General features: G+C 52.3%; 27 protein-coding genes. 5 read left to right on the top strand and 22 right to left on the bottom strand.

The annotated features are described in order from the left end of the window. The 12 genes from CWE11_RS07010 to gspC all read right to left on the bottom strand — a co-directional run bounded on the left by CWE11_RS07010 (position 1) and on the right by gspC (position 11391). Positions 1-759, bottom strand: a complete 759-nt coding sequence (locus tag CWE11_RS07010; protein WP_126776908.1) for a type II secretion system protein N — start codon at positions 757-759, stop codon at positions 1-3. A 79-nt stretch (positions 760-838) separates the two neighbouring features. Continuing rightward, the gene (gspM, locus tag CWE11_RS07005) at positions 839-1402 is read right to left on the bottom strand and encodes a type II secretion system protein GspM (RefSeq protein WP_126776907.1); all 564 of its coding nucleotides are present in this window, start codon (positions 1400-1402) and stop codon (positions 839-841) included. Further along, positions 1399-2595, bottom strand: coding sequence for a type II secretion system protein GspL (gene gspL / locus CWE11_RS07000; RefSeq protein WP_157981315.1), 1197 nt, complete (start codon positions 2593-2595; stop codon positions 1399-1401). Before gspL ends, gspM begins: the two co-directional genes overlap by 4 nt. Then, entirely contained in the window at positions 2588-3610 is a 1023-nt protein-coding gene (gene gspK / locus CWE11_RS06995) for a type II secretion system minor pseudopilin GspK (protein ID WP_126776905.1), read from the bottom strand. The genes gspL and gspK overlap by 8 nt, the downstream gene beginning before the upstream one ends. Further along, a complete protein-coding gene (gene gspJ / locus CWE11_RS06990) occupies positions 3607-4221 on the bottom strand; it encodes a type II secretion system minor pseudopilin GspJ (protein ID WP_126776904.1) in 615 nt (204 codons plus the stop codon). The genes gspK and gspJ overlap by 4 nt, the downstream gene beginning before the upstream one ends. After that, positions 4218-4604, bottom strand: coding sequence for a type II secretion system minor pseudopilin GspI (gene gspI / locus CWE11_RS06985; RefSeq protein ID WP_126776903.1), 387 nt, complete (start codon positions 4602-4604; stop codon positions 4218-4220). Before gspI ends, gspJ begins: the two co-directional genes overlap by 4 nt. Next, complete coding sequence (locus tag CWE11_RS06980) at positions 4598-5176, bottom strand: prepilin-type N-terminal cleavage/methylation domain-containing protein (protein WP_126776902.1); 579 nt, start codon at positions 5174-5176, stop codon at positions 4598-4600. The genes gspI and CWE11_RS06980 overlap by 7 nt, the downstream gene beginning before the upstream one ends. Positions 5177-5184: 8 nt before the next feature. After that, the gene (gene gspG / locus CWE11_RS06975) at positions 5185-5634 is read right to left on the bottom strand and encodes a type II secretion system major pseudopilin GspG (protein WP_126776901.1); all 450 of its coding nucleotides are present in this window, start codon (positions 5632-5634) and stop codon (positions 5185-5187) included. Next, positions 5634-6857, bottom strand: a complete 1224-nt coding sequence (gspF, locus tag CWE11_RS06970; RefSeq protein ID WP_126776900.1) for a type II secretion system inner membrane protein GspF — start codon at positions 6855-6857, stop codon at positions 5634-5636. Before gspF ends, gspG begins: the two co-directional genes overlap by 1 nt. Positions 6858-6859: 2 nt before the next feature. Then, the gene (gene gspE, locus CWE11_RS06965; RefSeq protein ID WP_126776899.1) at positions 6860-8404 is read right to left on the bottom strand and encodes a type II secretion system ATPase GspE; all 1545 of its coding nucleotides are present in this window, start codon (positions 8402-8404) and stop codon (positions 6860-6862) included. Continuing rightward, entirely contained in the window at positions 8404-10500 is a 2097-nt protein-coding gene (gene gspD / locus CWE11_RS06960; RefSeq protein ID WP_126776898.1) for a type II secretion system secretin GspD, read from the bottom strand. Before gspD ends, gspE begins: the two co-directional genes overlap by 1 nt. 9 nt (positions 10501-10509) lie before the next feature. Further along, the gene (gene gspC, locus CWE11_RS06955; RefSeq protein ID WP_157981314.1) at positions 10510-11391 is read right to left on the bottom strand and encodes a type II secretion system protein GspC; all 882 of its coding nucleotides are present in this window, start codon (positions 11389-11391) and stop codon (positions 10510-10512) included. 157 nt (positions 11392-11548) lie between these two features. On the opposite strand from gspC, the gene hslR reads away from it, so the two are divergent. Together hslR and hslO are read left to right on the top strand one after the other, a co-directional pair. Further along, positions 11549-11932, top strand: a complete 384-nt coding sequence (gene hslR, locus CWE11_RS06950) for a ribosome-associated heat shock protein Hsp15 (RefSeq protein WP_126776896.1) — start codon at positions 11549-11551, stop codon at positions 11930-11932. 32 nt (positions 11933-11964) lie between these two features. Continuing rightward, positions 11965-12831, top strand: a complete 867-nt coding sequence (gene hslO / locus CWE11_RS06945) for an Hsp33 family molecular chaperone HslO (RefSeq protein ID WP_126776895.1) — start codon at positions 11965-11967, stop codon at positions 12829-12831. 105 nt (positions 12832-12936) lie between these two features. Here hslO and der read toward each other — a convergent pair whose 3' ends face one another. The 8 genes from der to ndk all read right to left on the bottom strand — a co-directional run bounded on the left by der (position 12937) and on the right by ndk (position 21642). After that, entirely contained in the window at positions 12937-14388 is a 1452-nt protein-coding gene (gene der / locus CWE11_RS06940; RefSeq protein WP_126776894.1) for a ribosome biogenesis GTPase Der, read from the bottom strand. A gap of 112 nt (positions 14389-14500) precedes the next feature. Then, entirely contained in the window at positions 14501-15688 is a 1188-nt protein-coding gene (bamB, locus tag CWE11_RS06935) for an outer membrane protein assembly factor BamB (RefSeq protein WP_126776893.1), read from the bottom strand. After that, the gene (locus CWE11_RS06930; protein ID WP_126776892.1) at positions 15685-16305 is read right to left on the bottom strand and encodes a YfgM family protein; all 621 of its coding nucleotides are present in this window, start codon (positions 16303-16305) and stop codon (positions 15685-15687) included. Before CWE11_RS06930 ends, bamB begins: the two co-directional genes overlap by 4 nt. Before the next feature lie 18 nt (positions 16306-16323). Next, the gene (gene hisS, locus CWE11_RS06925) at positions 16324-17595 is read right to left on the bottom strand and encodes a histidine--tRNA ligase (RefSeq protein WP_126776891.1); all 1272 of its coding nucleotides are present in this window, start codon (positions 17593-17595) and stop codon (positions 16324-16326) included. Positions 17596-17672: 77 nt separating this feature from the next. Beyond that, positions 17673-18788: a flavodoxin-dependent (E)-4-hydroxy-3-methylbut-2-enyl-diphosphate synthase gene (gene ispG, locus CWE11_RS06920; RefSeq protein WP_126776890.1), complete on the bottom strand. Its 1116-nt coding sequence runs from the start codon at positions 18786-18788 to the stop codon at positions 17673-17675. A gap of 51 nt (positions 18789-18839) precedes the next feature. Next, positions 18840-19889: a RodZ domain-containing protein gene (locus CWE11_RS06915; RefSeq protein ID WP_126776889.1), complete on the bottom strand. Its 1050-nt coding sequence runs from the start codon at positions 19887-19889 to the stop codon at positions 18840-18842. Positions 19890-19947: 58 nt separating this feature from the next. After that, entirely contained in the window at positions 19948-21120 is a 1173-nt protein-coding gene (gene rlmN / locus CWE11_RS06910) for a dual-specificity RNA methyltransferase RlmN (RefSeq protein ID WP_126776888.1), read from the bottom strand. Positions 21121-21210: 90 nt separating this feature from the next. After that, complete coding sequence (gene ndk, locus CWE11_RS06905; protein ID WP_126776887.1) at positions 21211-21642, bottom strand: nucleoside-diphosphate kinase; 432 nt, start codon at positions 21640-21642, stop codon at positions 21211-21213. A gap of 159 nt (positions 21643-21801) precedes the next feature. On the opposite strand from ndk, the gene msrA reads away from it, so the two are divergent. Continuing rightward, the gene (msrA, locus tag CWE11_RS06900; RefSeq protein WP_126776886.1) at positions 21802-22341 is read left to right on the top strand and encodes a peptide-methionine (S)-S-oxide reductase MsrA; all 540 of its coding nucleotides are present in this window, start codon (positions 21802-21804) and stop codon (positions 22339-22341) included. Between the two features lie 7 nt (positions 22342-22348). On the opposite strand, the gene CWE11_RS06895 is transcribed toward msrA, so the two are convergent. Both CWE11_RS06895 and trmJ read right to left on the bottom strand, forming a co-directional pair. Next, positions 22349-23500: an IscS subfamily cysteine desulfurase gene (locus CWE11_RS06895; RefSeq protein WP_126776885.1), complete on the bottom strand. Its 1152-nt coding sequence runs from the start codon at positions 23498-23500 to the stop codon at positions 22349-22351. A 33-nt stretch (positions 23501-23533) separates the two neighbouring features. After that, positions 23534-24286, bottom strand: a complete 753-nt coding sequence (gene trmJ, locus CWE11_RS06890) for a tRNA (cytosine(32)/uridine(32)-2'-O)-methyltransferase TrmJ (RefSeq protein ID WP_126776884.1) — start codon at positions 24284-24286, stop codon at positions 23534-23536. A 682-nt stretch (positions 24287-24968) separates the two neighbouring features. Here trmJ and ung point away from each other — a divergent pair. Together ung and CWE11_RS06880 are read left to right on the top strand one after the other, a co-directional pair. Further along, on the top strand, positions 24969-25619 hold the full coding sequence (gene ung, locus CWE11_RS06885; protein WP_126776883.1) for a uracil-DNA glycosylase: 651 nt from the start codon (positions 24969-24971) through the stop codon (positions 25617-25619). Between the two features lie 129 nt (positions 25620-25748). Further along, entirely contained in the window at positions 25749-25916 is a 168-nt protein-coding gene (locus tag CWE11_RS06880; protein WP_126776882.1) for a DUF3545 family protein, read from the top strand. Positions 25917-26042 lie beyond the last annotated feature (126 nt).

The following is a 26042-nucleotide window of genomic DNA, read 5'->3' as shown; positions in this document are numbered from 1 at the left end:
TTATAAGCGGAAGTTAAAGTATCTGCGACCTTGGTCATCTCCGGGCCCGAGCCACTGCAGTAAATCTTGAATCCCACGCGGCGCACCTGGCTCCGGAGCAATACCAATTCGGAGGTTCGTGCTTTGCGGAGAAACATTCCCTTGCACGCTTAAACCGAGCAGATTTTCTGGTTCCATCGTCACGCCAATTGCACCCTCAACGCAAGCTAGCGCAATGTCATAGTCCCCAAGCGCCTCCCATCCTTGCGCAAGGCGCGCTTCAACCTGCATTCCAAACAGATCGCCACGCAATGATTCACATACCGGTTGGCCGAGGACAAATTCAGGAATGTTTAATGTAATGGCGCCACGCAAAGCGATAGGCGAATCAAAATCCATCAGACCCATGAGCCGCTCAAGCTCACCTCCAAGCCGAACGTCGTTCAACTGAACACGATTTGCCGAGGCAGCAACACGAGCCGTTCCAGACACCACGTTTCCTTCGGTTGCCGGAATACGAAGGTCTGCACCCACACGTAAGCGCAGGAGTTCCAAAGGATGCAGGCGCCACTCGAGCCCTTCAAGGGCGACATCGTCTGCGCGAATACGGGTTATGGTTCCGTTCCAAATGGTTCCATGAACTCCGCCCACTTGGATATTTTCTGGGATCGGGGCAAACGCAAAAATAACGCGGGCCGGCATCAAGGTAATGAGAGCAACAAGATATACCACGCCTAGCAAAGGGAGCAGTACACGCTTTTTCTTGAGGTATTGAACCATGAAATGAAGACTTCCTTAATAACTGAAGAGGCAAAACTTACCTTGCCCCGTGCAATGCGGTCATACGCTAGTCTAGCTGCTACGGCGCACGAATTTGTAGCCGACGAACACGGACGATACCCGCTTCACTCGTCTCGGCCGCATCCATCGCTTCGATGATAACACCCCGCTCGATCAGCCGCGCTGTGAGCGTAATGAGGGCATCGAACTCAACTTCGTTAAAGGTTAAAACCCACGAGTCTTGTTGCGGTTGAATACGCGCCACTTCCATATCCAGTTCAGATGTCAGGGTATTCACAAATCCAGACAACTGATTCGCTGAAATGGCACTGCGTTGATTCTGTTGATTTGCCCGGGCAGATTCAACCCGTGCAGCACCATCCGCCACGCGTTGATAAGCGGATTGCTGTGAATTGAATCGCATCTCAGCGCGCTCTAACCGTGCATCAAGCGGTAACCATAACAAGTACCAAAATAAGAAGATACCAAGGAAGACCGCCAAAATTTGTAGCATCCGTTGCTCGCGCGTTTGCATGGCATTCCAACGCTGATCAAATTGCGCTCGATACTTGCCATAGACAGGTGCGATTTTTGCTTTTATCGGCTGGAACGCTTTTCCAACCGTTTGACCCAATGCACTCATGAGCCCCTCCGCACAAGAATTGTTCCATTAATCTGACCACCTCGGCTGGTCAGTTGGCCTTGGCTCACTTCCAGTTCTTGCGCTCGAGCAGCCTGTGTGAAGCGCTCAAACGTTTGGAAATTTGCGCCATTCGCTTGCAGACGCAACTCACCTCGGCTGGCGTCAAATTGCAACATGGTCAGTTGCAGCTGGGCTTCACTAAACGCGGGTTCAAGCCGCTGAAGAATCTCAAGAACATGGCCTTGTTGCCCCCCGCCCAAGGCACGAACGTGACGCTCCATCTGACCCACAGGATCTTGCACGCGTGTCTCATTGGGGAAAGTCTGCAAATAAAGACTTTCCGTCTGTTGTGCCAACTGCCGCGTGTCGCGTTCCAGTTGGATCGCGGTCGTCCACTTATTCAGCAGAAGCACCGCCACAAAAATAGCCGCCGCCATCGCTGGGAATTTCAGTTTACTCAAGTCCACATCAGATGCACTTTGCACCCGATAATCGCCCTGCATCAAATTGATGCAGCCTTGGGGTTGGAAGTCTACGGCTAACTGCAATGGCAATGCTGGGTCATGGGGTACAACCGGCGCAGGAGCCCCGTGCCATTCAAGCGCGCCGTAGGCACGAATTGTGGTTGGCTCCGACATCGTCGAATCCGGCACAAAATAGTCCAATAACTCGACATCCAACGCGGTTCCCTGCCATGCTCCGGTCCGCAAAATCCATTCGGGCCCAAAACGCGTCATGGACCATTCATCTTCAAAGGTGGGCAACAAATAGAGATCGGGATAGAGATGGGACACGGGCACGCCTGCTTCCCCGAGTAAGGCAAGCCAGATATCCATTTGCGCACGCGCAACGACGGCGACCGGCACGCCCTCACTGCGAGGCAACGGCTCAGGCCAGGCAAAGTGAACGTCCTCAATGTCTTCGGCCAGTTCATCTTCTAAGGCGTACGGGATGACCTGACGCAAATGACGTCTCGATTTGGCAGGAAGATTAATTTCATGTAATCCAACGGCGAGCGTACTTACAAAAACCAGTACCTGACGACCCGCAGCCTTCTCACCCAATCCAGCTAAATCCGCTCCAGCGGTCATCTCGCCACTCGCAACGAGTTCCCGTTGGTCTTTGTTCCACACGAGCCACGAGACCGGAGTCTCTGGATCGCCGGGTAAGCGAATGATTAGTTGCTCACTCATCTTTAACGTATCCTCCGCGTGAACGATGCAGAATGTGCGCATCGCCGCCCGCTACCATGAGCTGACTAAATCCATAATACTCCAGATCACCATATTGCACATGGGCCTGCAACTCAAAATAGCGACTTTCTAATGTCAGTAATTCTAATTCTGATAAGCTCTGCTGTTCGTCCGAGAGCAGGTTTTGAATCTCGGGTTGTGAGCGGATCTCGTCAATTGTTTCAAATCCCGTTTCCGGGCGGGCACGAATGAGGTTTTCTGCCGCATTTCGGTCCATTTGCCCCCGAAAGAACGCTTCGACTAGTTCAGGTTGGTCGACACTGACGGTGTTCAAGTTCAGGGCGAAGCGACTATTCGCTGGGATCGCACACACGTAAGGCCTTAGCGTCTCGTAAACTTCTTGAGTGTAGCCGATAATTTGCCGCAATTCCGAGCGGTGTGACAACAATGTATTGGCCGCCTGATATGGCTGCGGTAAAGACTCGTAATCTGGGTCTTCAGCGCCAAACGAATCATGTAATTCCGAGTCTTTGTCCAACCAGTCAATTAGGGTGGAGGTCAAGCGCTGGCTGGTAAACTCATCAAACTCGAGGGCTGCAAGGAGTGTGCGATATTGCTCCACCGCAACCGTGAAGCCCGACTGATCTTCAGTATCTCGGTACAAACTGTTGAGATTGAAGCAGCTATGCAAGTCTCGGATACGCCCGCCGATTTGCCCGCCTCGCACAGGAAAAGGCCCTTGTTGGTTGGCCCAGTTTTGACCGAGATGCGCTCGCCAGTCATCATTTTCCAACTCTGCGAGCAAAACTTGCCGCGTCAAGGCTTCGGCACTCAACCAATGCCAATAGGCTTGCTCGGCAAAGTCCGTCGATGCAACCCGAGCAATCTGCATGCGTAATCGCTCACTCATTTGCACCGCGATGATGGTTACGAAAGCGATAATCAACAAAACTGTGATGATGGCTGAGCCTTTGTTGCGACCTGTCGGCGGTCTAGCCAGTCGAAGTGTGCTCATGGGATCGGCTCCGGTTTCACGCCCGAGGTCAGCAACCAGCGCTCAACAAGACCAAAGTCCTCCAACACAATCCGTACGATCACAACATCAGGTAGGTCGTCTTGGCGTTGCCAACGCTCGTGTTGATCGGCTTGGTGCATAAAGAGCACTTCAAAATCCTCAACACCCGTCAGCAAATTCTGAACCCCCTGCTCACCACTGGAGTCATCAACAAAAGGTCGATGTAGGCGCTGTAAAACATTATCGCGGACCCGGTATACAACCGGCTGCAATTCACTGCGAGGAAGCATCATCCCTGGGTTGCTCCATCCGGCGCGCACAAACGCTAATCCGCCCATATCTGAATCGATTAAATCGCTGCTGTTACTTACATAGTATCGACGGCTTTCTTCGGGTACAGCGCGCACGGGCCGCGCGACCATCTGCCGGACATCACGGTCCATGACCAAAAACGCAAATTGCAGTTCGCTCAAACGCTGATGGCGGGCCTCCGAAATTCTCGAAGAGTCATTCATTTGTGCGAAGATAAGCGCACTCGACAGCGCGAGCACCGCGAAGATCGCAACCGCCACCAGTACTTCAATAAATGTAAAGCCACGTGCTCGTCTCATCGGCGCCCCACAAACCCGCTAACTTCAGCCACTACAGGCCCCTCTGGGATTGCGCGAACGCGCACCGTCACTTCTTGCAGGTCCTCAGTCACCGTTGCGAGCACTTGCTGATCCCAGTACCAGGTGCGGCCAACCAGCTCAGACTCACCACTTTGCTCATTGCGAGGCGGCCAGGTTTGCCAACGAGCCTCAGCATGAACTTCAGCTAATCGATTGCTTGCGACAAGTTGGGCAAAGTAACGCTCTTCAAGCAGTGCGGAGCTGCGCGTGGTTTCAGCCGCGAGCTGCAATGCAGCAATGGCGCCGACTGCAAAAATCGTCAACGCGACCATCACTTCAATCAGCGTGAATCCACGGGATATCAAGCGCCCCTGTTTCACCATACGTCGCGCTCCTCACGCACAAAATCAATCCCACTTCGGCCATCGAGCAGGATCGTGATATCGCCCGGCTCCATACCGGAGAATCGCACACGAAAAGGAATGAACTCGGAACTTTCGAACACTAAAATTTGTGGACGTGGCGGGTCATCATCATCACTTGATTCACGGCGAGCATCTCGGCCGAAGATCGCGTCTCGCCCTTCTGTCATATTGTCGAGAATACGAAAATCGCCCAACTCAAATTCAAACTCAACGGTGTCTGGAACGCGCGTCGCGACTAATGGCGGAGCGACAATTTCATGCCATGCCTCATCACGCCAACGATAGAAGGTATAGTAATCATCATCAAACTCAATGCCATATACGTAGTTGCGTAAAATGGCTTGCTCACGGACGTGATGCATTTGAAGTAGAAACTTGCGGGCCGCATCTTCTGCGGTGTTCCCGGGCGCCCGAGTTGGACTTGTAATGACCACATACATGGCGGCCAGTCCTAAAATAGCAATCACCAGCATCAACTCGATCAGAGTAAAGCCGCGTGATTGCCATTCAAAGGACCGAGGGTGTTTCATTTCTATTTCTATTGCTGCTGTGGGCGATCATGCATATTCCAAGTGCCGATATCGTCATCTGTTCCAGGCTGACCATCAGGCCCAGCCGTGAAAATGTCATACCGACCATATTGCCCCGGACTGATGAGGCGATACTCGTTGCCCCAAGGATCTTGGGGTAATCGGCGAATGTATCCTCCCTCTCGGAAATTCCGTGGACGCGGATCCATTTGCGGCGGATTCACTAAGGCTTCGAGACCTTGCTCGGTCGTTGGATAAATTCCATTATCCAAGCGATACATTTCCATCGCATTCTCTAACGCTGTGAGGTCAGAAATTGCTTTCTGTCGATCGGCTTGATCACGTTGTGAGAATACTTGCGGTACGACAAAGGTCGCCAAAATTCCGAGAATAACTAATACCACCATGAGTTCGATCATGGTGAAGCCTTTTTGTCGTTGCTGCGTGATTGTCTTCATTACATACCTGCTAACTGATTAAGTGCCAATATCGGCAAGATAATGGCCAAAACGATAAATAGAACCACGACTGCCATCACAACAATCAATAACGGTTCGAACACTTTGAGTGTGATGTTCACGGTTGCTGAAAACTCACTATCTTGGTTATCAGCACACCGACGAAGCATTTGCTCAAGTTCACCACTTTTTTCACCGGATGCAATCATATGAAGCATCATCGGAGGAAATAATTTACTTGGGGCCAACGCAGCCCGTAAACTTGAGCCCTCACGAACTCGGTCGGCCGCCTCTGAAACGACTTCCCGCATTCTCAAATTACCAAGCACTGAGCCAGTAATTCGGAGTCCCTCCAATAATGGGACCGCAGAAGCGGTCAAAATACTCAATGTGCGCGCAAATCTTGATGTGTTGACCACGCGCACTACATTCCCGATGAATGGCATGTAGAGCACTCGTTTATGGACGCGGTAGCGAAATTTATCGCTCAGCATCAATCGCTTCCAGATCACCATGAACACCATCAAACCTACGATCATAAACAAACCATAATCCCGCAGGAAGTCGCTGATAACGATTAGAATTTGCGTGATTAGGGGTAATTCTTGGCCCAGGTCCTCAAACTGTTCAATAACTTGAGGTACGACGAAGGCAAGTAAGAAGCCAACCACCCCCATCGCGACGAGCGTCAATACGAGCGGGTACACCGCAGCTTGGGTGATTTGACTTTTGGTTGCTTGTTGCTGTTCGGTGTAGTCCGCTAAGCGATTCAAGACTTCATCGAGATGCCCTGATTTCTCCCCCGCCGCGACCATAGCGCAAAACAGCTCATCAAAAATTGCTGGGAAGTCGCGCATGCCTTCAGCCAGACTATATCCTTCAACAACTTTGCTGCGCACGGACATTAACATTCGCTTTAAACGAGTCCCATCCGTTTGTTCCGCAACGGCGAGTAACGCTTGTTCAATCGGCAGCGCTGCCGAGACTAAAGTGGCCAACTGACGCGTAATGAGCGCAAGATCGTGGGTACTAATTCGGCGTTGGAAAAATGGTTTTCGGCGTTTTGATGTGCCTTTTTCCTGGGTATCTGCAAACTCAACGGTTACCGGGAACATCCCCTTTTCCCGCAGCATCTGTCTGATCTGACGCTCGGTATCTGCTTCGAGCACACCCTCTTGCTTGCGTCCTTGCGCATCGAGCGCCTCATATGAAAACGCTGGCATGCTTATTCCTCCCGGGTTACTCGGAGAACTTCTTCAAGCGTCGTGATACCGGCAATAATTTTGTCGCGGCCATCTTGGCGAATACTTGGATAGAACTTCCGCGCATAGCGCTCAATCGCTTGTTCACCTTGACCATTGTGAATCAATTCTCGAATCGTCTCATCAACCACGAGCATTTCGTGAATACCCGTACGACCTCGATATCCCGTCTGGTTACATTTCTCACAACCACGTGGCCGGTAGATCGTTGGCGGGTTCTTTGCATCAATGCCAAGCAGCGCACATTCCTCGGCCGTTGCAACATGCTCCTGGCGACAGTCTTTGCACAGCGTTCGGACAAGACGTTGCGAGAGTACAGCGAGAAGACTCGAAGATAACAAAAAGGGTTCAATCCGCATGTCTTCCAATCGGGTGATTGCACCTGCGGCTGTGTTCGTGTGCAACGTGGACAATACCAAGTGCCCCGTCAGGGAGGCCTGCACGGCAATTTGTGCCGTCTCGCCATCCCGGATTTCCCCGACCATGACGACATCGGGATCTTGACGTAGAATCGCCCGTAAACCGCGCGCAAAAGTCATATCGACCCGTGGATTGACCTGCATTTGGCCAACCCCTTCCAGTGCATATTCGATAGGGTCTTCGACAGTCAGAATGTTACGGTCTTTGGTGTTGATCTCAGAGAGTCCAGCATACAGCGTGGTACTTTTCCCTGACCCCGTTGGACCCGTCACCAGAATAATGCCATGCGGTTTATGAATCAGACTGGAGAAAATCTTTCGGTTTGCCACGGTCATGCCCAACTCAGTCAAATCCAAGCGCGCATTGTTTTTGTCGAGCAAACGCAATACCGCCCGTTCGCCGTGGTTGGACGGCATCGTAGATACCCGAACATCGACCGCACGACCGGCAATCAAAAGCGAAATACGCCCGTCTTGTGGCAGGCGCTTTTCGGCGATATCAAGCTGTGCCATGACTTTGATCCGAGACACCAAGAGCGACGCCAACTTCCGGTTCGGCCGCAAAATCTCGCGCAGAACGCCATCAATTCGAAACCGGATAACCAAGTCTTTTTCAAACGTCTCGATATGGATATCTGACGCACCCTCTTTGATCGCTTCGCTCAACATTGCGTTAATGAGTTTGATGATGGGTGCGTCATCTTCACTATCGAGCAAATCTTCGGTTTGGGGTAATTCTTCGGCCAGTGAGAACAAGTTCACCTCGTTCCCAATATCTTCCATTAATTGTTTCGCTTCCGAGGAATCCCGTTGGTAAGCCTGACCTAGAATCACGTCAAACTCGTTTTCTGAGTGCACTTTCACGGCAAACTTCTGTCCGACCAAACGACGCACTTCATGAAGCGCTTTTGGCGTGACTTTCCCTCGTGTATGCAAGGTGGGGGTTTCCCCCTCCCAGCTCAATACCACGCCGAAACGCCGTGAGAACGGGTACGGTAATCGTGCCCGTGGCTCATCCGGCGCTGCAACTTGTGCAGCCACGGCTTCCGCGTTCGACAGCTCAACGCCTGACTCAGTGGCTTCACTCATTACTGACCCCCTTCTGCCTCACGACGGATTTCATCCATATCGCGACGCCACTCATCCAGGAAGCGTTGGTACTCTGGTGGCAAATCTTTGTCCTCGTCCCAGTCTGGAAGGACCGGAACGACGTCTCGTGAACGCAAGGAGATTCCACGATCCCGTTGTGCTATCTGTTGCGCGCGCAGGTAGCTGTATTTACGTTGACTTAAGTGACCCATGCGCTCATCGTCACGAATAATGGTCGGACGGATAAAAATCATCAGGTTGCGCTTGCGCGTGCTGACGCTGGTTGATTTGAACAGGTGTCCCAGAATCGGAATGTCACCCAACAGAGGAACTTTTGACAAACTTTCTTGCACGTCCTCATCAATCAAGCCGCCTAACACAATGGTCTCTCCATCGCGGGCCAAAACGGTCGTTCTGAGTTCACGTTTATTGAACGTAACGTCAACCGACGTTGCACCCGCAATACTTGAAACTTCTTGCTCAATCAGGAGCTGAACTGCATCACCCTCGTTGATTTGTGGCGTCACACGTAAGCGAATACCCACTTCACGGCGCTCGACGGTTTGGAACGGGTTCTCGTTATTTGAACCGGCGGTAGCGCCCGTAATGGTAGGAACTTCCTGACCAACAAGAATCGAGGCCTCTTGGTTGTCGAGTGTGGTGATACTCGGCGCCGAGAGAATATTCGAGTTCGTTGTGGTTGCAACCGCTTGAACCACCGCAGCCCAACCATCTTGTACGGTCCCAAAGAGCAAGCCATTGGCGTTGCCAAGCAGATTCGCCAACAAGGAGAAATCGCCCCGTTGATCCGGTTCACGTGTAGTGAACTGATTTCCCGCGTTATCGACCCGCGTCACTTCAGCCCCCGGACGGGTACGCGCTGCTTCAGCTGCGACACCAAGCGGTCCAATCGGAACAATATTGCCGTTGTTATGTTGCATCAAGCCAATATCTTCACTGGCCCATTGAATACCAAAGTTGATCCCATCCCCCTCAAATACCTCGACGATGATGGCCTCGACCAACACTTGCGCACGACGAATGTCGAGCTGGCCAATCACGTTCTCGATGGCTCGCAAAATATCAGGTTGAGCGGTCACCACAATGGAGTTTGTCGGTTGATGAGATTCAATACTTACTTCGTTTCCGCGACGCGCTGTACGCGAGGCCGCACCGGAACCTGAGCCCGAACCGGAGCTCGCGGCCGCACGTTCTTCAGCAATGATCGTATCTGTCATGCCGCGCAGCAGCTGCACCATGTCATCGGCTTGGGCATAGCGTAAATAGAACACGCGGGTGTTTCCACTCGTCTGCATTTCCGTATCGAGCTGACGCAACAGACGCGCGACACGTTCTCGCGCGCGCGGGTCTCCGCTAATCAATACGCGGTTGGTACGCTCATCTGGGACAATCCGTGGAATCATCATCTCAGGGATACCGGACCCTTGCTGTTGAAAGACGCTCTGGGCAATCCGCACCATTTCTGCCGCAGATGCGTGTTGTAATTGAACCACTTCAACATCTTGGTCGCCGGCACGGTCAACGTGCTGAATAATTTGAACCAAGCGGTTGATGAGCGCTGCGCGCCCACTCATCATGATGACGTTCGACGGATCGTAGCTCATGACCGCTCCGCCACTGGCTTGGTCGTTTAATTGACGTAGCAAGGGGGCAAGTTCACGGACCGACACGTTTCGTAGTGGAACTACCCGGGTTACCCACTCATCACCGTTGTAGGAATCGTCATCGACCACGGGAACTGGCGCTGATTTTGCGTCGCGGTCACGAATGACTTTCAGGACATTGTTATCCATACGGACCACCGCATACCCATAAACTTCCAACACGTTCAGGAAGAACTGGTAATACTGTTCACGATTCATCACATCGTAACTGCGGACATTGATCCGTCCCCGTACTTCGGGATCTATAATGATGGTCTGCTCGAGGTTTCGGCTCACCGCCTGAATGAATTCGTTGATATCGGTATTTTTGAAGCTTGCAGAGAATTCTTCCTGTGCTTGCACCGATGATAACGGAACGAGTGCGAGGCTTGCCGCAAATGTCATTCCAAGGACTTTCGTTAAGAAGCGCATTCTATCTACCTATTCGTTCGGAATACTGAGTTCCAGCGTCACCTGCTCGCCATTACGTAAAACCACGACTGTGGCCGTGGTGAGCGAGGAAAGGTCACGCATAATGGAGGCCGCTTCAGCAACATTGGTTAGATCGTAGCCATTGAGGCTGATTGCAATGTCACCGGCTTGAAAGCCTGCTGCCGTGAAAATTTCTGGATTCGCTCGCGGAGCGAGCCGATAACCCACCAATTCGCCATCTTGCTGATACGGCGTAATCGTCACTAATTCTTGAATGCTCTCGATAGACACCTCTTGCCCAGAGAGCGGAACTTCCGTTGGTTGCACAGGTGTTGATGCATCCGAGCGCGGGGCCGGTGCCTCTCGAAGCGTCAACCCAGGTTCGAAGCCGTCCCGACCATCCAAGTACAGCGTTTCCATGCGACCGGCGTTTTCGAGAATGACACGATCCGAGAGAATTTCGCGCAGTACCGCGCGACTTGAGCTAATTGTTTCGCCGGGAATATAGACAACTTGGTTGTTCCCTTGCTGAATAATCGCGGCTGACCGTTCTGGTACCGTACTTGCTGTCACCCCAACAAGACGAATATTCAGCGTCGTTTCTGGCGCTTCCGTTGTTCGAGCAGTTTGCGCGGGTTGAGCCCCACGCTCACCAAATAAGTGCATGCGTTGAATTCGCTCCGGACTCAGCTGACCGCCACTTCCTGTCGCCGCAGAGACCGTTGCGGACGGTGTTGGCGGATTCGCAGGTGCGAGAAGGTTCCATGTCATCTGTGCCGCGAGCCAAGCAGCCCACGCGAATAGGAACACTGCAACCACGGTTGCAGCGGGCTGAAGAAAGCGGCCGAGGGAATCACCGAGCGCGCTAAAAGACATCGAGCCAAAAGACATAGAGTGAGCCATCAATAAGAAATCAACGTGTATTAAATTTTTGTTATCAATGATCGCATTCTAGCTCGCCTAATCCCGAACAACAATGCGCGTGGAAGGAAAAAATGTAAGGATTCATGTTAAACTAACACTCCATTTTTAATCAGGGTTCATTGCTATGAATCAGGTATCCGTCCGTTTGGATAAATGGCTGTGGGCTGCTCGCTTTTTTAAAACCCGCGGATTGGCACGAAACGCCATTCAGGCCGGTAAAGTCCACTACAACGGACAAAGAACCAAACCGGCAAAAATCGTCGAACTCGGCGCAATACTCAGCGTACCGCGCGGCTACGATAAAGTTGAGGTTGTTGTCCTGACGCTCAACGATCAACGACGGGGAGCGCAAGAAGCCCAACAGATGTACGAAGAAACCGCGGCGAGTGTGCAAAAGCGAGAAGAAAACGCGCAGGCACGAAAACTGAATCAGTTGTATAATCCGCACCCTGAGCAACGCCCCGATAAAAAACAACGTCGGGAACTTATCAAATTCAAAAACCAGTAGGGGTGTCCCTGCTGCCAGATTGGAAAGACCCCATGGCAACCAAACTTGATGAAATCCTTCGTTTTACCTTCGAGAATCACGATGTCCGTGGCGAAATCGTGCAGCTGCAGGAAAGTTTTCAATCGCTTTTACAGGGACACGGCTATTCAAAGCCGGTGAAAATCTTATTGGGTGAGCTCATGGCCGTCACCAGCTTGTTGACCGCAACCCTCAAGTTTGAGGGGCATATTAATGTGCAAATTCAAGGCAACGGACCGCTCAACTATGCCACCGTGAATGGAAGTCATGACCAAGCCTTGCGCGGTGCGGCGCGACTAACGCAAGATATTCAGGAGGCAACCTTTCGCGAACTCGTCGGCGACAATGCAATTTTGATCATTACCTTGTCTCCCGAGCAAGGCGAGCGATATCAAGGAGTGGTTGCGATCGAAGGGGAATCTCTTGGCTCCGCTGTTGAACAGTATTTCCAACAATCCGAGCAACTCGCAACCCGCGTTTGGCTGTTCGCAGATCTCGAGGCCGCTCGCAGTGGAGGGCTTTTCCTTCAGGCCATGCCAGGTGCAAAAGGATTGGATGGCTTCGAACACCTAACCACCTTAGCTGACACCATTCGGGCTGAGGAAGTGTTAATGCTTCCTGCAACCGAGGTGCTGCACCGCCTGTACCATGAAGAACAAGTTCACATCTACCCAACCCAAAGCGTCCGCTTTTTCTGTGGTTGCTCGCGAAGTGCAACAGCCACTGCCCTGCGCGGTGTGCCGATGGAGGAATTACGAGCCATTTTGCGTGAAGAGGGCGAGATCAAAATGACCTGCGACTACTGCTTAACGAACTACATCTACAATGAGTTCGATATCGAAGCACTCCACGCCCACGAAGCACCAGAACAGCCTCAATAACAACCACGATACCCAACGCGCTGCGTTGGGCGCGAGGGCACGGTTCCCACCCGAGCAAAACCCAACGCAATGCGTTGGCTACGTCGCGTTGGGTGTGACGACGCGTTATTTTTTGACGAACTTCATGAGGCGCTTGCGCTTGCGCTGTTGAGACAGCGTGAGGGAATTCTTTCTCCCAGCAAACGGATTTTTACCTTCACGAAACTCTACTTTCACTGGGGTTCCCATCAGCTTCAATGATTTTCGGAAGTAGTTCATCAGATAGCGTTTATAGCTTTCTGGTAGGTCATTGACTTGATTTCCATGGACCACAATCAACGGTGGATTGTAGCCACCCGCATGAGCAAATTTCAGTTTCACCCGACGCCCACGAACCAACGGCGGTTGGTGCTCTTCTTGCGCTGATTCCATAATTCGCGTCAGTTGCGAAGTCCCGACCCGTTTGGTTGCACTGGCATAAGCCTCTTGAACCGAGGTAAACAAGTGACCCACATTGGTGCCATGGAGTGCAGAAATAAAATGCACACGCGCGAAGTCTGCAAAGCCCAGACGTCGATCAAGCTCGTCTTTAATCCATTGCTTCGCATCCGCTTCAATGCCATCCCACTTATTGACCGCGATGACCACCGAGCGCCCCGCATTGAGAACGAAGCCCAACAAATTTAAGTCTTGGTCACTGATCGTTTCCCGCGCATCAATCACCAAAATAACCACGTTGGCGCTCTCAATGGCCTGCAACGTTTTGACCACTGAATATTTCTCTACGGCCATATCAATCCGACCGCGGCGCCGCACACCTGCCGTATCAATCAATACATACTCGCGACCATCACGTTCCATGGGGATATAGACGCTATCACGAGTGGTGCCTGGCATATCAAAGACAACCACGCGATCTTCACCCAGAATTCGATTCGTGAGGGTGGATTTCCCCACATTCGGACGACCGATAATGGCGAGTTTGATCGGTTGTGCTTGGAGACGTTCAATTTCGGCTTGCGCGTCGGCCTCGGTGAGCTCCTGAGGCTCTGCCGATTTCGGCTCCCGATGCATGTCCGGATATTGCTTTTCTAATGGCAACAATACCGTACGCAACAACTGACTCACCCCACGACCGTGGGCGGCTGCAATTTGATAAACATCACCGAGACCAAGACTAAAGAAGTCCGCAGCCGCTGCATCGCCGTCGAGTCCGTCGATTTTATTGGCGGTCAGGTAAACTGGCTTGTCTTGTTTGCGCAGATAGTCAGCGATGAACTCATCTGCAGCACTGATCCCATCGCGGGCATCGACCAAGAATAACACCACATCCGCTTCATCAATGGCCTGCAATGATTGCTTGGCCATCAGCAAATCCAACCCTTCTTCCTTACCGTGAATACCGCCGGTATCCACAACAATAAACTGGTAGTTATCATAGCGCCCCTGACCGTACTGACGGTCACGGGTTAACCCCGGAAAATCCGCAACAAGCGCATCCCGAGACTGAGTTAAACGATTAAATAATGTGGATTTGCCAACATTTGGACGGCCCACAAGGGCGACCACGGGTAACATGTAATTTCCTCTCTCCTGAAACACGTTCAGGGCCTACACGGCCCTGAACGATTGGCGGTCTCGCCGCCTGCACACTCTATTGTACTACAGAAGTGTGTTTAGGTATGCATGATTATCGCGTCTGCTGACGTAGGGCGACAACGCGTCCCCGACCATCTTGCACAATGATTTTGTCATTCACGACCAAGGGCGCACCGCGGATCGGCTCATCCCCAAGATTATAGCGACCGACCAGCTCACCATTACTGCGATTGAACCAATGCAAGTAGCCGAAACGATCGCCCGACACTAAGTAGCCGCCTTGGGTGGCTGGCTCCGTTAACGAACGCAAGAATAGGTCTGAATTCCGCCACTGTTCGAGACCGTTCGAACGGTCGACGCTGATCACGTGGCTTTGTTGATTGACCAAAATAATTCGGTTTGCCGACATGACCGGGCCGCGCCAGCTACCATACTCGCGGCGCCACAGAACCTCGCCACTACGCAGGTCTAATGCAACCAAATCGCCATTATATGCCGACATGTAGACCGTCGTACCAGCGACCAGAGGCGCGCCATCGATATCCACAACACGCTCAAGATCAGTCGAGCCTGACGGAACCGTTACGCGCTCTTCCCATGCAAGCATGCCACTTTCAAGGATAAGAACCACTGCCTTTCCTGTCGCGCTGCCAAAGATCACACCGCCACTCTGAATCGCAAGCGGCGACGTGCCGCGAAGGCTTAAGAGAGAAACTTCTTCTTCGTGAATCCACAGTTGTTCACCCGTGCTCGCCCGCAAAGCAACGACATTTCCCGAGCCCAAATGGACCACTACGCGGCCTTCACCCACGGCCGGTGGTGCGAGTACTTCACCAGGAACTTTTTGTTCCCACAGCAACTCACCATCTTCTCGGTTAAAGGCATAAACCAGACCATTCTCCGAACCGACAAATAACATCGAGCCCGCGACAGTCAGACCACTCAAACGAGCCGGCTCACCGGCAAAATAGCGTCCGAATAGCGGTTGCCGCCCTCCCACGTGTTTCGACCACACTTCACGGCCGTTCTCAACGTTGAGAGCTACAATGGTTCCTTGCCGATCCGCGGCGTACACGATGCCATCTGCATGGACCGGTCGAAGACGCGAAAAATGCCCACGGAACCCAGTCCCGACCCGGGTTGACCAAATCTGAGAGGCGCTGACTTCAGTGGTAATCTGTTGCAGTTCTGCGTGCTGCGGGCCTTGATCGCGTGAAGAACATGCGGAGACCAGAAGTACAGCTGCAACGACAGCTAACCATTGTTTTGTTTTAATCATTCGTGTCCTGCCAGGTTGTCAATTTTCATCTGGAGCGCAGTACTTGCACCACTTACTGATGCTTCAGCAGCTGCCAGATAGGATTCACGCGCCGCCGCATGGTTACCGCGCGCATAATGAATGTCACCGCGAACTTCGGCGACATTCGCAGCAAACGCTGAACTGCGAATACCATTGAGCCAAGCTTCCGCGGAATTGTAGTCTTCGCGCGCGATGTCCAACCGTGCTAGACGCAAAGCGACAATCGATTTAAGTTCACCACTGCGGAGCGTTGCGTGGGCTGATTCGAGATACGACCGAGCGGCATCAAAATCGCCCTGATTGACCGCTTGTTGCGCCAAGTGCAATTGGGCAAGCGCACCCTGCTCCGAACCCTCGAGTTCAGCAGCCAGAGCTTGCGCGCGTGCAGAAGCCTCATCGCCTTCCGAGAATTGCAAGGTTTCAAGCATCTGTTGATAGATTGCTGTACGCGATTCAGCTGCTTGTGTTTGGCTATCTTGATAATGACGCCAGCCGAACAGAGAGCCGAGCCCAATCACGACGCCGGCAACGATCCAAGGACCGTACTCTTTGATGAATTGCTTAATCTGTTCGACTTGTTGATCTTCGTGTTCCACTGCCTCTTCCTCTTCAGGTCATACCAAAGTACGCAGTACTGAGGTTAATTCATCCATAGGGACCGTTTGTTGCTCCACGTTTTGACGCAGATATTTCACGGTTACTTTATTTTCTTTTACTTCGTCAGCGCCCAGAATCAGTGCAACTTCCGCACCGCTCTGATCTGCCTTTTTAAGTTGTTTCGCAAACTTTCCACCACCGCAGTGGAGCATGGTCCGAAGGCCGGGCAGCGTATCCCGAACCTGTTCGGCAACGCGCATCGCAGGAAGTTCCGCCTCGGGCCCTGCCGCAACCACATAAACATCCACCGCACGCGGAATTGTAAGGGAGTCCGCTTGTTCGAGCATGAGCACAAGACGCTCAAGCCCCATCGCAAAACCAACGGCTGGCGTCGCTTTCCCGCCCAGTTGCTCGACGAGTCCATCGTAACGGCCGCCAGCGCAAACGGTTCCTTGCGCGCCAAGACTTTCGGTCACCCATTCAAAAACGGTTCGATTGTAATAATCCAAACCGCGCACCAGACGCTCATTGTGCACATAAGGCACGCCTGCCGCATCAAGATAGGCACAGAGTTTTTCAAAGTGCGAACGTGATTCCTCGTCCCAATATTCGCTTAACTTAGGCGCATTGGCGAGTACCTCAGCCATTGCTGGGTTTTTCGAATCCAAAATCCGTAACGGATTCGACTCGAGCCGGCGCACACTGTCTTCATCGAGCATATCCAGATGACTACGCAGGTACGCCGTGAGTGCATCGCGATACGCCCCACGGGCTTCATTCGAAGCTAATGAATTGAGCTCAAGGGTCAAATAAGGGAGTAAACCAAGCGCCTTCCACAAGCGCACGGTGAGAAGAATAAGTTCGGCATCAATGTCTGGCCCATCGAGCCCGAAGGCTTCAACACCGACTTGATGAAACTGACGATACCGCCCTTTCTGCGGACGCTCATGACGGAACATCGGCCCCATGTACCATAGACGACGGGTTTGGTTGTAAAGCAGGCCATGCTCATTTCCGGCACGCACACAACTTGCAGTTCCTTCAGGACGCAAGGTCAAACTGTCACCGTTGCGGTCCTCGAAGGTGTACATTTCTTTCTCGACGATATCCGTCACTTCGCCAATCGAGCGCTTAAAAAGGTCGGTTTGTTCGACCACCGGCATGCGAATTTCGCTGTAACCGTATCCCGCGAGCAATTGACGAATGACGTGCTCGAGCTGTTGCCAGCGTCCCGTTTGCTCCGGCAGAATGTCGTTCATGCCGCGGATGGCTTGGATTTGTTTTGCCACTGTTTCGGTATTCCTGTACTCAATCGACCGTAATTTGCAAAGCCGGCATTATAGGGTGTTTAGGGAATCAGGTAAAATCAGAGGTTCTTGATATCGATCGGTTGTTCGCGCTCACGGCGCTGCACATACGCACGGATCTGGGCCTCAAGCTCATCCACAATATTTCCATTGTCGATACGCAACTTCTGACGCTCACCATCCATATAAAAGCCGCTTTTATTTTTCGCACCTGCCAAGCCAATCTGAGCAACCATGGCTTCACCGGGTCCGTTCACCACACAGCCAATGACCGACACATCGAGCGGGGTCACGATGTCTTCCAACCGTTGTTCCAAAGCATTGACCGTCGAAATCACATCAAACTCCTGACGGGAACAACTCGGACAGGCGATAAAGTTGATACCACGGCTGCGAATGCGCAGTGACTTCAAAATATCAAAGCCCACTTTGATCTCTTCGACAGGATCTGCTGCGAGCGAGATGCGAATCGTGTCGCCAATCCCCTCTGCTAACAACATCCCCAAGCCAATTGCCGATTTGACAGCACCGGCCCGCGCGCCTCCCGCTTCGGTAATGCCCAAATGCAATGGTTGTTCGATTTGCTTCGCCAAAATGCGATAAGCATCCACAGCAAGAAAGACATCAGATGCTTTCACGCTCACCTTAAAATCCTGAAAATTTAGGCGATCGAGAATATCCACGTGGCGCATCGCTGACTCGACTAGCGCTGCGCCCGTCGGCTCACCATACTTTTCTTGAATGTCACGCTCGAGTGAGCCCGCATTGACACCAATACGAATAGGAATATTGCGGTCACGTGCAGCATCGACAACCGCGCGAATCCGCTCTTCATTGCCGATATTCCCTGGATTGATGCGCAAACAGTCCACTCCGTACTCAGCAACTTTTAACGCAATCCGATAATCAAAATGGATGTCTGCAACGAGTGGAACCTCCACGCGCTCTCGAATTTGCTTGAACGCTTCCGCCGCGTCCATGGTTGGAACGGAAACGCGGACAATATCTCCCCCTGCTGCGACAATGCGCTCAATTTGTGCAACCGTCGCGTCGACATCCGTTGTTAAGGTGTTGGTCATCGACTGGACAGCGATGGGTGCCCCATCACCAATAGGCACAGAGCCGACGTAAATACGACGGCTCTTGCGGCGAATAATAGGAGATTCGTGATTCATGTTCGGTAACTACTCTCTTTTCGGAACACGCTTCAGTGGTTCACCGTTGGCTTAACCTTCGGCAGGCAAGCGGAAGCGCGCTGTGCGCCCACGGTAGGAACTCAAGTCAATCGATTCACCACGAAAATAAACAGAAACGGCTTGGGGAGCTCCCAAGGTTAACTCAAAAGGCGCTTCGCCTTCTAACGGCATCACATGCCCCGCTTGTTTGACGCCGAATGCAATTACAGCACCGGTCGCATCTTCGATTCGAACCCAACAATCATCTGCAAACGTCAATACCAATTCAGCGTCTGGGATCTCTGAACCCGCCGGCGATGCAGCTGGCTCAGAGCGTGTCGATTGAACGTCCGAAGTCTGCCGAGGTGGCTGTGTACTGACGGGCGTTTGGCTCGTTGACGCGCTGGTGGATTCAGAGACAGTGCTTTCTGATTCTGTCGTTTCAGTTGATACTTCTGGCACCACGACTGGCTCAACCGGGGCTTCCACCAAAGTTTCGGTTTCCTCTGGTGCGATCACATCATCGCGATCACGTGGGTCAATCGGATCCCGTTGACGCTCCAATTCGCGCTGAGGAGTCGTCGTTGAAGTGGCTCGTTCACGCGCTTGAGTCGACGTTGTCGTTGCGGACGATGAGAGGCCGTTGCCGTTTTGCTCTTCGATAAATTGTTGCCAAACAAAAACCGCGACCGAACCAATCAACAAGAGGATAATGATCCACGTGATCAGCATCAGCTTGTTGTCTTGTGATTCAAGCTTGGTTTTGCGCGAGAAACTTTGCATTTGGCCGGGAGGGACTTCTTCGCCGATAAAGCTTTGGTACGCGGCGATAACACTCGCTTCGTTCAGGTTTACAAGTTTGGCGTATGAACGCAAGTAACCGCGGATATATGTTCCACCGACGTACTTACTAAATTCATTGGCTTCAAGCTCTTCGATCTGTGAACGCCGAAGACGCAGTCGGTCAGCAATTTGGCTCACAGACAAACCCGCTTGCTCACGCGCAGCGCGCAACAACTCCCCAGGGGTTACCTGCGTATCCACTTGGCCTTCGCTCTCCTCGTCAAGAGGGAGCTCTTCATTTTGTTTGGTATCGGTCATGTTTAGCTGAATTCACTACTTTGAGGCAATCCATCGCCGGAATCGATATCGTAATAGGCTAACCGACCACATTTACCTTAATCGGTTCCCCATTCTTTTGTTTTTGTTGTTTTTTCAATAAGCGTTTTGTGCGATCCACTACATCCCCGACGAGCTGTCCACACGCCGCGTCAATATCGTCCCCACGCGTCTTTCTAACGATAACGGTATAACCGTGCTGCATCAATACCTTTGAGAAACGATCAATACGAGAATTACTCGAACGACCATACTCAGAGCCGGGGAAGGGATTAAAAGGAATTAAGTTTATTTTACTGGGTGTTCCTTTCAATACGCTCGCCAACTGATGTGCTTGATCCGTTGAGTCATTAATATGATCCAACATGACATACTCCACGGTCACCTTCGATTGTGCTTTCGAGTTTTCGATATACCGACGTGACGCGGCCAAAAACTCTTCAATCGGATACTTTTTGTTAATGGGCACAATCTCATCACGCAAATCATTCGTTGGTGCGTGAAGTGAAATTGCCAAGGCCACATCAATTTGCTCGCGCAACAGGTCAAGTGCAGGCACGACACCTGAGGTACTTAAGGTCACCCGTCGCTTGGACAGACCAAAGCCGTAATCATCGAGCATCAGCTCCATCGCTGGGACAACATTCTTGAGGTTCAACAACGGCTCACCCATCCCCATCATGACGACATTGGTCACCGCTTTCACATTCGTTTCACCGAACGGACCAAGCAGCTTACTCACCCGCCACACTTGGCCAATGATTTCTGACACTTTCAAGTTCCGGTTGAACCCTTGATGCCCCGTAGAGCAGAAGGTACATTCCAGAGCACAGCCCACTTGAGAGGATACGCACAGCGTTGCGCGGTCGTCTTCAGGAATCCAAACAGACTCAACCTCCTGACCGTCCCCTAAATCCATCGCGAACTTAATGGTTCCATCGGCCGATTGCTGCTGAACTTTAATCTCCGGCGCACGCACCTCAGCAACTTCTTTAAGCTTGGCTCGCAAGGCTTTGTTTAAGTTTGTCATCTTATCGAAGTCATCTTCGCAGTAATGATAGACCCACTTCATCACCTGTTCGGCGCGAAACGGCTTCTCCCCTAGCTGGGCAAAGAAATCCCGCATGCCCTGCTTGTTTAAATCCAGCAGGTTAACTTTTTTTGCGGTTCCGGCGCTTTGCTCGGTGCTCGGGTTGCAAGTGCTTACTGTCATGACGACCTCAATATTTCTTCAGCAAATTTCTTTTCGTGCGGTCAAAAAAGGGGCTCAAAGCCCCTTTTCTCTGTGCGCTTCCCTACTATTTTAGCGGGTACGAGCACAAACTTCTTCATCAGAGAAGAAATAGGCGATTTCGCGTGCTGCAGATTCAACCGCATCGGAACCGTGAACTGCGTTCTCATCGATGGTTTCTGCGTAGTCTGCGCGCAAGGTTCCTGCCGCAGCTTCTTGTGGGTTGGTTGCACCCATGATTTCACGGTTTTTACGAACCGCATCTTCACCTTCCAACGCCATAACGACGATTGGACCTGAAGTCATGAACTCGACCAATGCGCCAAAGAACGGACGCTCTTTATGTTCAGCGTAAAAGCCTTCTGCTTGCTCTTTGCTCAGGTGCATCATTTTCTGACCCACGATACGCAGACCTGCAGATTCAAAACGATTTACGATTGCGCCGATTACGTTTTTCGCAACCGCGTCAGGCTTAATGATGGACAAAGTACGTTCCAAAGCCATGTGTTACTCCCGGTTCAAGTTATAAAAAAAGTCGCGCGGATTATACGCGATTCAAGGAATTTTTCCCAATAAATCTTGACGTGCCCCTACAAGCACTTGCAAATTTTTTGCGCTCATGTATTTTGGCCGTCTAGATGTTTATTTGAAAGGTGGAACGAGATGAGTAGTGCGTTAGAACAAGCCACCCTGGCGGGAGGGTGCTTCTGGTGTTTAGAATCCGCTTTTAATCAACTGCAAGGTGTCGCTCGGGTCAAATCAGGCTATGCGGGTGGGCATACCGAAAACCCAACTTACAAAGAAGTGTGCACCGGTTCCACCGGCCACGCAGAGGTGGTGCAAATCACCTTTGATCCAACCGTGATCAGTTACCGTGAACTACTCGAGATATTCTTTGCGCTGCATGATCCAACGCAAGTGAACCGGCAGGGGAATGATATTGGTACGCAATACCGGACCGCCATTTTCTTCCATTCTCCGGCTCAAGAAGCAGCCGCCCATGAAATTATCGCGGAGATTGAAGCAGACAAGATGTGGCCAGATCCAGTTGCCACGCAGGTTGCAGCACTTGAAACCTTCTATCCAGCGGAGGACTACCACGACAACTACTTTGAGCGGAATCCGCAAAACCAGTACTGTCAGGCCGTCGTATCACCCAAGTTAGCGAAATTCAAAAAGACCTTTGCCGCACGTTTGAAATAATATCGATTTAGCTGCTGCGCAGTCCAGTGACCGTATCGTTCACGAGCTGCGCAGCGAAATCGATTTCTTCCTCGGTTGTAAAACGACCCACACTCAAGCGAATGCTTGCGTGCGCCACCGCATCCGATCGCCCCATTGCGCGCAGGACATAAGAGGGCTCGACACTCGCACTGTTGCACGCGGATCCTGAAGATACCGCGAGCTGGCCGAGCGCCATCAGTAAAGTTTCGCCTTCAATCCCCTCAAATCCAATATTGAGAATACCCGGCACACTGCGCTTCAAATCCGTATTCAAGACAATGCCGGGGATGTTTTGCAGACCCGTCCACAATTGTGCGCGGAGCAGCCCAATCCGATAACCGTCCTGTTCAAGCGCTTCTGACGCGATGGCGGCTGCTTGGCCAAATCCGGCAATTTGATGGGGCGCAAGTGTCCCTGAACGCATCCCTCGTTCGTGCCCACCGCCGTGGATCTGAGATTGCAAAAGAACCCGCGGATTCCGACGCACGAATAGCGCACCGATACCTTTCGGCCCGTACATTTTATGCGCTGAGATCGACATCAGGTCCACATCGAGGTCGCGCACATCAACCGCGATCTTGCCAACACTTTGAGCCGCATCCACGTGAATGAGCGTGCCATTCTCATGGGCAAGTTGAGCAAGCTCACGAATTGGATGCATCACACCCGTTTCGTTATTGACCTGCATGACCGACAACAACACCGTATCAGGTCGCAGTGCTTGCTGCACATCAGCAAGATCAAGCGCTCCTTGCGCATCAACCGGCAAGTAAGTCACTTCAAATCCGGCGGCCTCAAGTGCGGCACAGGTGTCTAGAGTCGCTTTATGCTCCGTCACCACTGTGACCACATGTTTGCCGCGGTTTTGATGAAACTCCATCACCCCTTTGATTGCAAGATTGCTAGCTTCCGTCGCCCCAGAAGTAAAGACAATCTCGCGCGGATCCGCATGAATCAACTGAGCAATTTGTTCGCGCGCGATATCCACCGCTTCCTCAGCCTGCCAACCAAACCGATGCGACCGAGATGCAGGATTTCCAAATACGCCATCCATAGTGAGAAAACCCATCATGCACTCGGCAACCCGCGGATCGACCGGGGTCGTAGCTGCATAATCAAGGTAGACAGGCTTTCTCATGGCTTATTCCTTCGAAACGAGATGACGGGGCAATCAGTCAGGTGACCGCTTTTCATTCGATGGCGCAAGGCGTTCCACTGACGACAACACCCCACGTAAAATATTCAGTTCATTCTTCTCCGGACGCGCACGATTAAATAAGCGGCGCAACTTCGTCATCACCATGCCCGGATGCTTGCGAATAATAAAGCCCGTGTGGCCGAGCACACGTTCTAAATGCGCATAGAACCCTTCGATATCGTCATGTAGCGGATACTCGACGTCACTTGAACGAACCGATTCCGGCGCTTCCGCTGCCGCCAGAGCCGCCATGCGGACCTCATAACAAACCGTCTGCACCGCCATCGCTAAGTTGAGTGAACTGTATTCTGGATTCGCGGGAATATGCAGATGGAAGTCCGCCATCTGGAGCTCTTCATTGGTCAATCCACTCGCCTCACGACCAAATACAATCGCCACTTTCGCTCCAGCCAACCCCTCTTGCACAGCTTTTTCACCCGCTTCGCGCGGAGTTAGCTGCGGCCAATCTAACGTTCGGTTCCGCGCGCTTGTCGCCAACACCAATTGGCAATCTGCCAACGCATCAGCCAAAGAGTCCATAATTTGCGCTTTCGCTAGGACATCCGTTGCGCCCGCAGCCAAGGCTTGTGCTTTACCCTCTGGCAACTCTTCCGGCTGAACGAGGACCAATTCATGGATGCCCATCGTCTTCATCGCCCGAGCGGCAGAGCCAATATTCCGCTGATCCGTTGTACCAACCAAAATGACGCGAACTTTATCTAACATGGAGACTTTTACCCTTTTTTGCGGTACCGACCGCCCAGCCCAAACGCGTGTTCAGAAAACCGCGCGAGCATACCACAGCCCCCACATTTTTTCATCCACCAACACATCCGGTGCGCGCATAGGTGATGACGGTAGCCAACGCACCGCGTTGGGAGCAAGGGGTTGGAAGCGACGCCTTCGCCGAGTGATGATCGTAGCCAACGCACAGCGTTGGGAACGATGGTTGAAAGCGACGCCTTCGCCGGGTGATGATCGTAGCCAACGCACCGCGTTGGGAACGATGGTTGAAAGCGACGCCTTCGCCGAGTAATGATCGTAGCCAACGCACCGCGTTGGGAGCGAGGGTTGGAAGCGACGCCTTCGCCGAGTAATGATCGTAGCCAACGCACCGCGTTGGGAGCGAGGGTTGAAAGCGACGCCTTCGCCGAGTGATGATCGTAGCCAACGCACCGCGTTGGGAGCGAGGGTTGGAAGCGACGCCTTCGCCGGGTGATGATCGTAGCCAACGCACAGCGTTGGGAGCGAGGGTTGGAAGCGACGCCTTCGCCGAGTGATGATCGTAGCCAACGCACAGCGTTGGGAGCGAGGGTTGAAAGCCCAACGCGGTGCGTTGGCTACGATGCGCTTGCTGGGAGTATAGAAGCTTGGCATGATAGCGGGCATTCATTGATTGGGAGGCAAAATGGAATCCTGGGCGCCTTTATTTGATGTTCAGCGGCAGCAAGCGTATTTTCGTGAGCTTCGAGCGCGAGTGCTGGCAGATCGCGCGGGTGATAAGCCCGTGTACCCAGCCAAAGAGGATGTCTTCCGAGCGTTTCAACTCACCCCAGCGAACCGCGTCAAAGTGGTTATTTTGGGGCAGGATCCATACCATCAGCCCGGCCAAGCACACGGTTTAGCATTCTCTGTACCGCGCGGAGTTACGCCACCACCTTCCCTTAAGAATATTTATAAAGCCATACAGCATGATGACCCGAACTTTCAGATCCCGACCCATGGGGACCTGAGTCACTGGGCCGAACAAGGCGTGTTGTTGTTAAATACTGCGCTGACCGTTCGGGAAGGAGAGCCCGCCTCACATGCACGTTGGGGGTGGCAAACCTTTACGCAAGCCACCGTCGAACATCTTAACCAAATGCATCCGATGGTCTTTATGCTCTGGGGCAAACATGCCCAAACTGTGGCCGCTCCCGTCGATCGCGAACGCCATTATGTGCTCGAATCGGTTCATCCCTCTCCCCTCTCCGCCCACCGTGGCTTCCTCACCTGCGGACACTTCCGCCTCGCAAATGAGTGGCTAGTGCGCCAAGGGCATCAACCCATTCGTTGGTAAGGCAAACGTAATAGGTTGATCACATTTATGTAACAAAATCGCTTTACATTTATCCCGGTTGTGGCACTATGTTGATGCGCTAAAAAACAATCAAAAAGCGATACTAGCGATACTCTAAAGGGGGAGCTCATGAACCATACAGAAGAACTCAGCAACGCATCTGAGAAGTCAAGTAAGGGCCGGGCGAAGCGGAAGTGGCGTGAAATTGAAGCACTGAAAGAGCGCAAACGTCTCGAGCGCGAGTTGATGGATATCGACTACTGTTACGACCTCGAAGTAGACGATTTAGAATTCTAATCGAGTAGGAGGAGGCCTCCTGGCCTCCGTCCTCTCACACCACCGGGCATACGGTTCCGTACCACGGCGGTTCATAGGTTACATTTGAGCTGATGGTAACTGTCCATCAGCGATACCAGACCCAGT

The sequence above is a fragment of the Aliidiomarina sanyensis genome, from assembly GCF_003987175.1.
Taxonomy (GTDB): domain Bacteria; phylum Pseudomonadota; class Gammaproteobacteria; order Enterobacterales; family Alteromonadaceae; genus Aliidiomarina; species Aliidiomarina sanyensis.
Note: the sequence above shows the minus strand (reverse complement) of the source record. Positions and strands in the feature narration are given on the sequence as shown.

Excerpts from the sequence above, each read along its gene's own strand:
- CWE11_RS06980 (WP_126776902.1), bottom strand. The coding sequence starts at position 5,176 with ATGAAACACCCTCGGTCCTTTGAATGGCAATCACGCGGCTTTACTCTG.
- rlmN (WP_126776888.1), bottom strand. The coding sequence starts at position 21,120 with ATGACAGTAAGCACTTGCAACCCGAGCACCGAGCAAAGCGCCGGAACC.
- ung (WP_126776883.1), top strand. The coding sequence starts at position 24,969 with ATGGAATCCTGGGCGCCTTTATTTGATGTTCAGCGGCAGCAAGCGTAT.
- gspK (WP_126776905.1), bottom strand. The coding sequence starts at position 3,610 with ATGAGCACACTTCGACTGGCTAGACCGCCGACAGGTCGCAACAAAGGC.
- gspF (WP_126776900.1), bottom strand. The coding sequence starts at position 6,857 with ATGCCAGCGTTTTCATATGAGGCGCTCGATGCGCAAGGACGCAAGCAA.
- CWE11_RS06880 (WP_126776882.1), top strand. The coding sequence starts at position 25,749 with ATGAACCATACAGAAGAACTCAGCAACGCATCTGAGAAGTCAAGTAAG.
- gspM (WP_126776907.1), bottom strand. The coding sequence starts at position 1,402 with ATGAGTGCATTGGGTCAAACGGTTGGAAAAGCGTTCCAGCCGATAAAA.
- der (WP_126776894.1), bottom strand. The coding sequence starts at position 14,388 with ATGTTACCCGTGGTCGCCCTTGTGGGCCGTCCAAATGTTGGCAAATCC.
- gspG (WP_126776901.1), bottom strand. The coding sequence starts at position 5,634 with ATGAAGACAATCACGCAGCAACGACAAAAAGGCTTCACCATGATCGAA.
- gspJ (WP_126776904.1), bottom strand. The coding sequence starts at position 4,221 with ATGAGACGAGCACGTGGCTTTACATTTATTGAAGTACTGGTGGCGGTT.
- ispG (WP_126776890.1), bottom strand. The coding sequence starts at position 18,788 with ATGAATCACGAATCTCCTATTATTCGCCGCAAGAGCCGTCGTATTTAC.
- CWE11_RS07010 (WP_126776908.1), bottom strand. The coding sequence starts at position 759 with ATGGTTCAATACCTCAAGAAAAAGCGTGTACTGCTCCCTTTGCTAGGC.
- gspC (WP_157981314.1), bottom strand. The coding sequence starts at position 11,391 with ATGTCTTTTGGCTCGATGTCTTTTAGCGCGCTCGGTGATTCCCTCGGC.
- gspL (WP_157981315.1), bottom strand. The coding sequence starts at position 2,595 with ATGAGTGAGCAACTAATCATTCGCTTACCCGGCGATCCAGAGACTCCG.
- hslR (WP_126776896.1), top strand. The coding sequence starts at position 11,549 with ATGAATCAGGTATCCGTCCGTTTGGATAAATGGCTGTGGGCTGCTCGC.
- gspI (WP_126776903.1), bottom strand. The coding sequence starts at position 4,604 with ATGGTGAAACAGGGGCGCTTGATATCCCGTGGATTCACGCTGATTGAA.
- gspD (WP_126776898.1), bottom strand. The coding sequence starts at position 10,500 with ATGCGCTTCTTAACGAAAGTCCTTGGAATGACATTTGCGGCAAGCCTC.
- trmJ (WP_126776884.1), bottom strand. The coding sequence starts at position 24,286 with ATGTTAGATAAAGTTCGCGTCATTTTGGTTGGTACAACGGATCAGCGG.
- msrA (WP_126776886.1), top strand. The coding sequence starts at position 21,802 with ATGAGTAGTGCGTTAGAACAAGCCACCCTGGCGGGAGGGTGCTTCTGG.
- CWE11_RS06895 (WP_126776885.1), bottom strand. The coding sequence starts at position 23,500 with ATGAGAAAGCCTGTCTACCTTGATTATGCAGCTACGACCCCGGTCGAT.
- bamB (WP_126776893.1), bottom strand. The coding sequence starts at position 15,688 with ATGATTAAAACAAAACAATGGTTAGCTGTCGTTGCAGCTGTACTTCTG.
- ndk (WP_126776887.1), bottom strand. The coding sequence starts at position 21,642 with ATGGCTTTGGAACGTACTTTGTCCATCATTAAGCCTGACGCGGTTGCG.
- hslO (WP_126776895.1), top strand. The coding sequence starts at position 11,965 with ATGGCAACCAAACTTGATGAAATCCTTCGTTTTACCTTCGAGAATCAC.
- CWE11_RS06915 (WP_126776889.1), bottom strand. The coding sequence starts at position 19,889 with ATGACCGATACCAAACAAAATGAAGAGCTCCCTCTTGACGAGGAGAGC.
- gspE (WP_126776899.1), bottom strand. The coding sequence starts at position 8,404 with ATGAGTGAAGCCACTGAGTCAGGCGTTGAGCTGTCGAACGCGGAAGCC.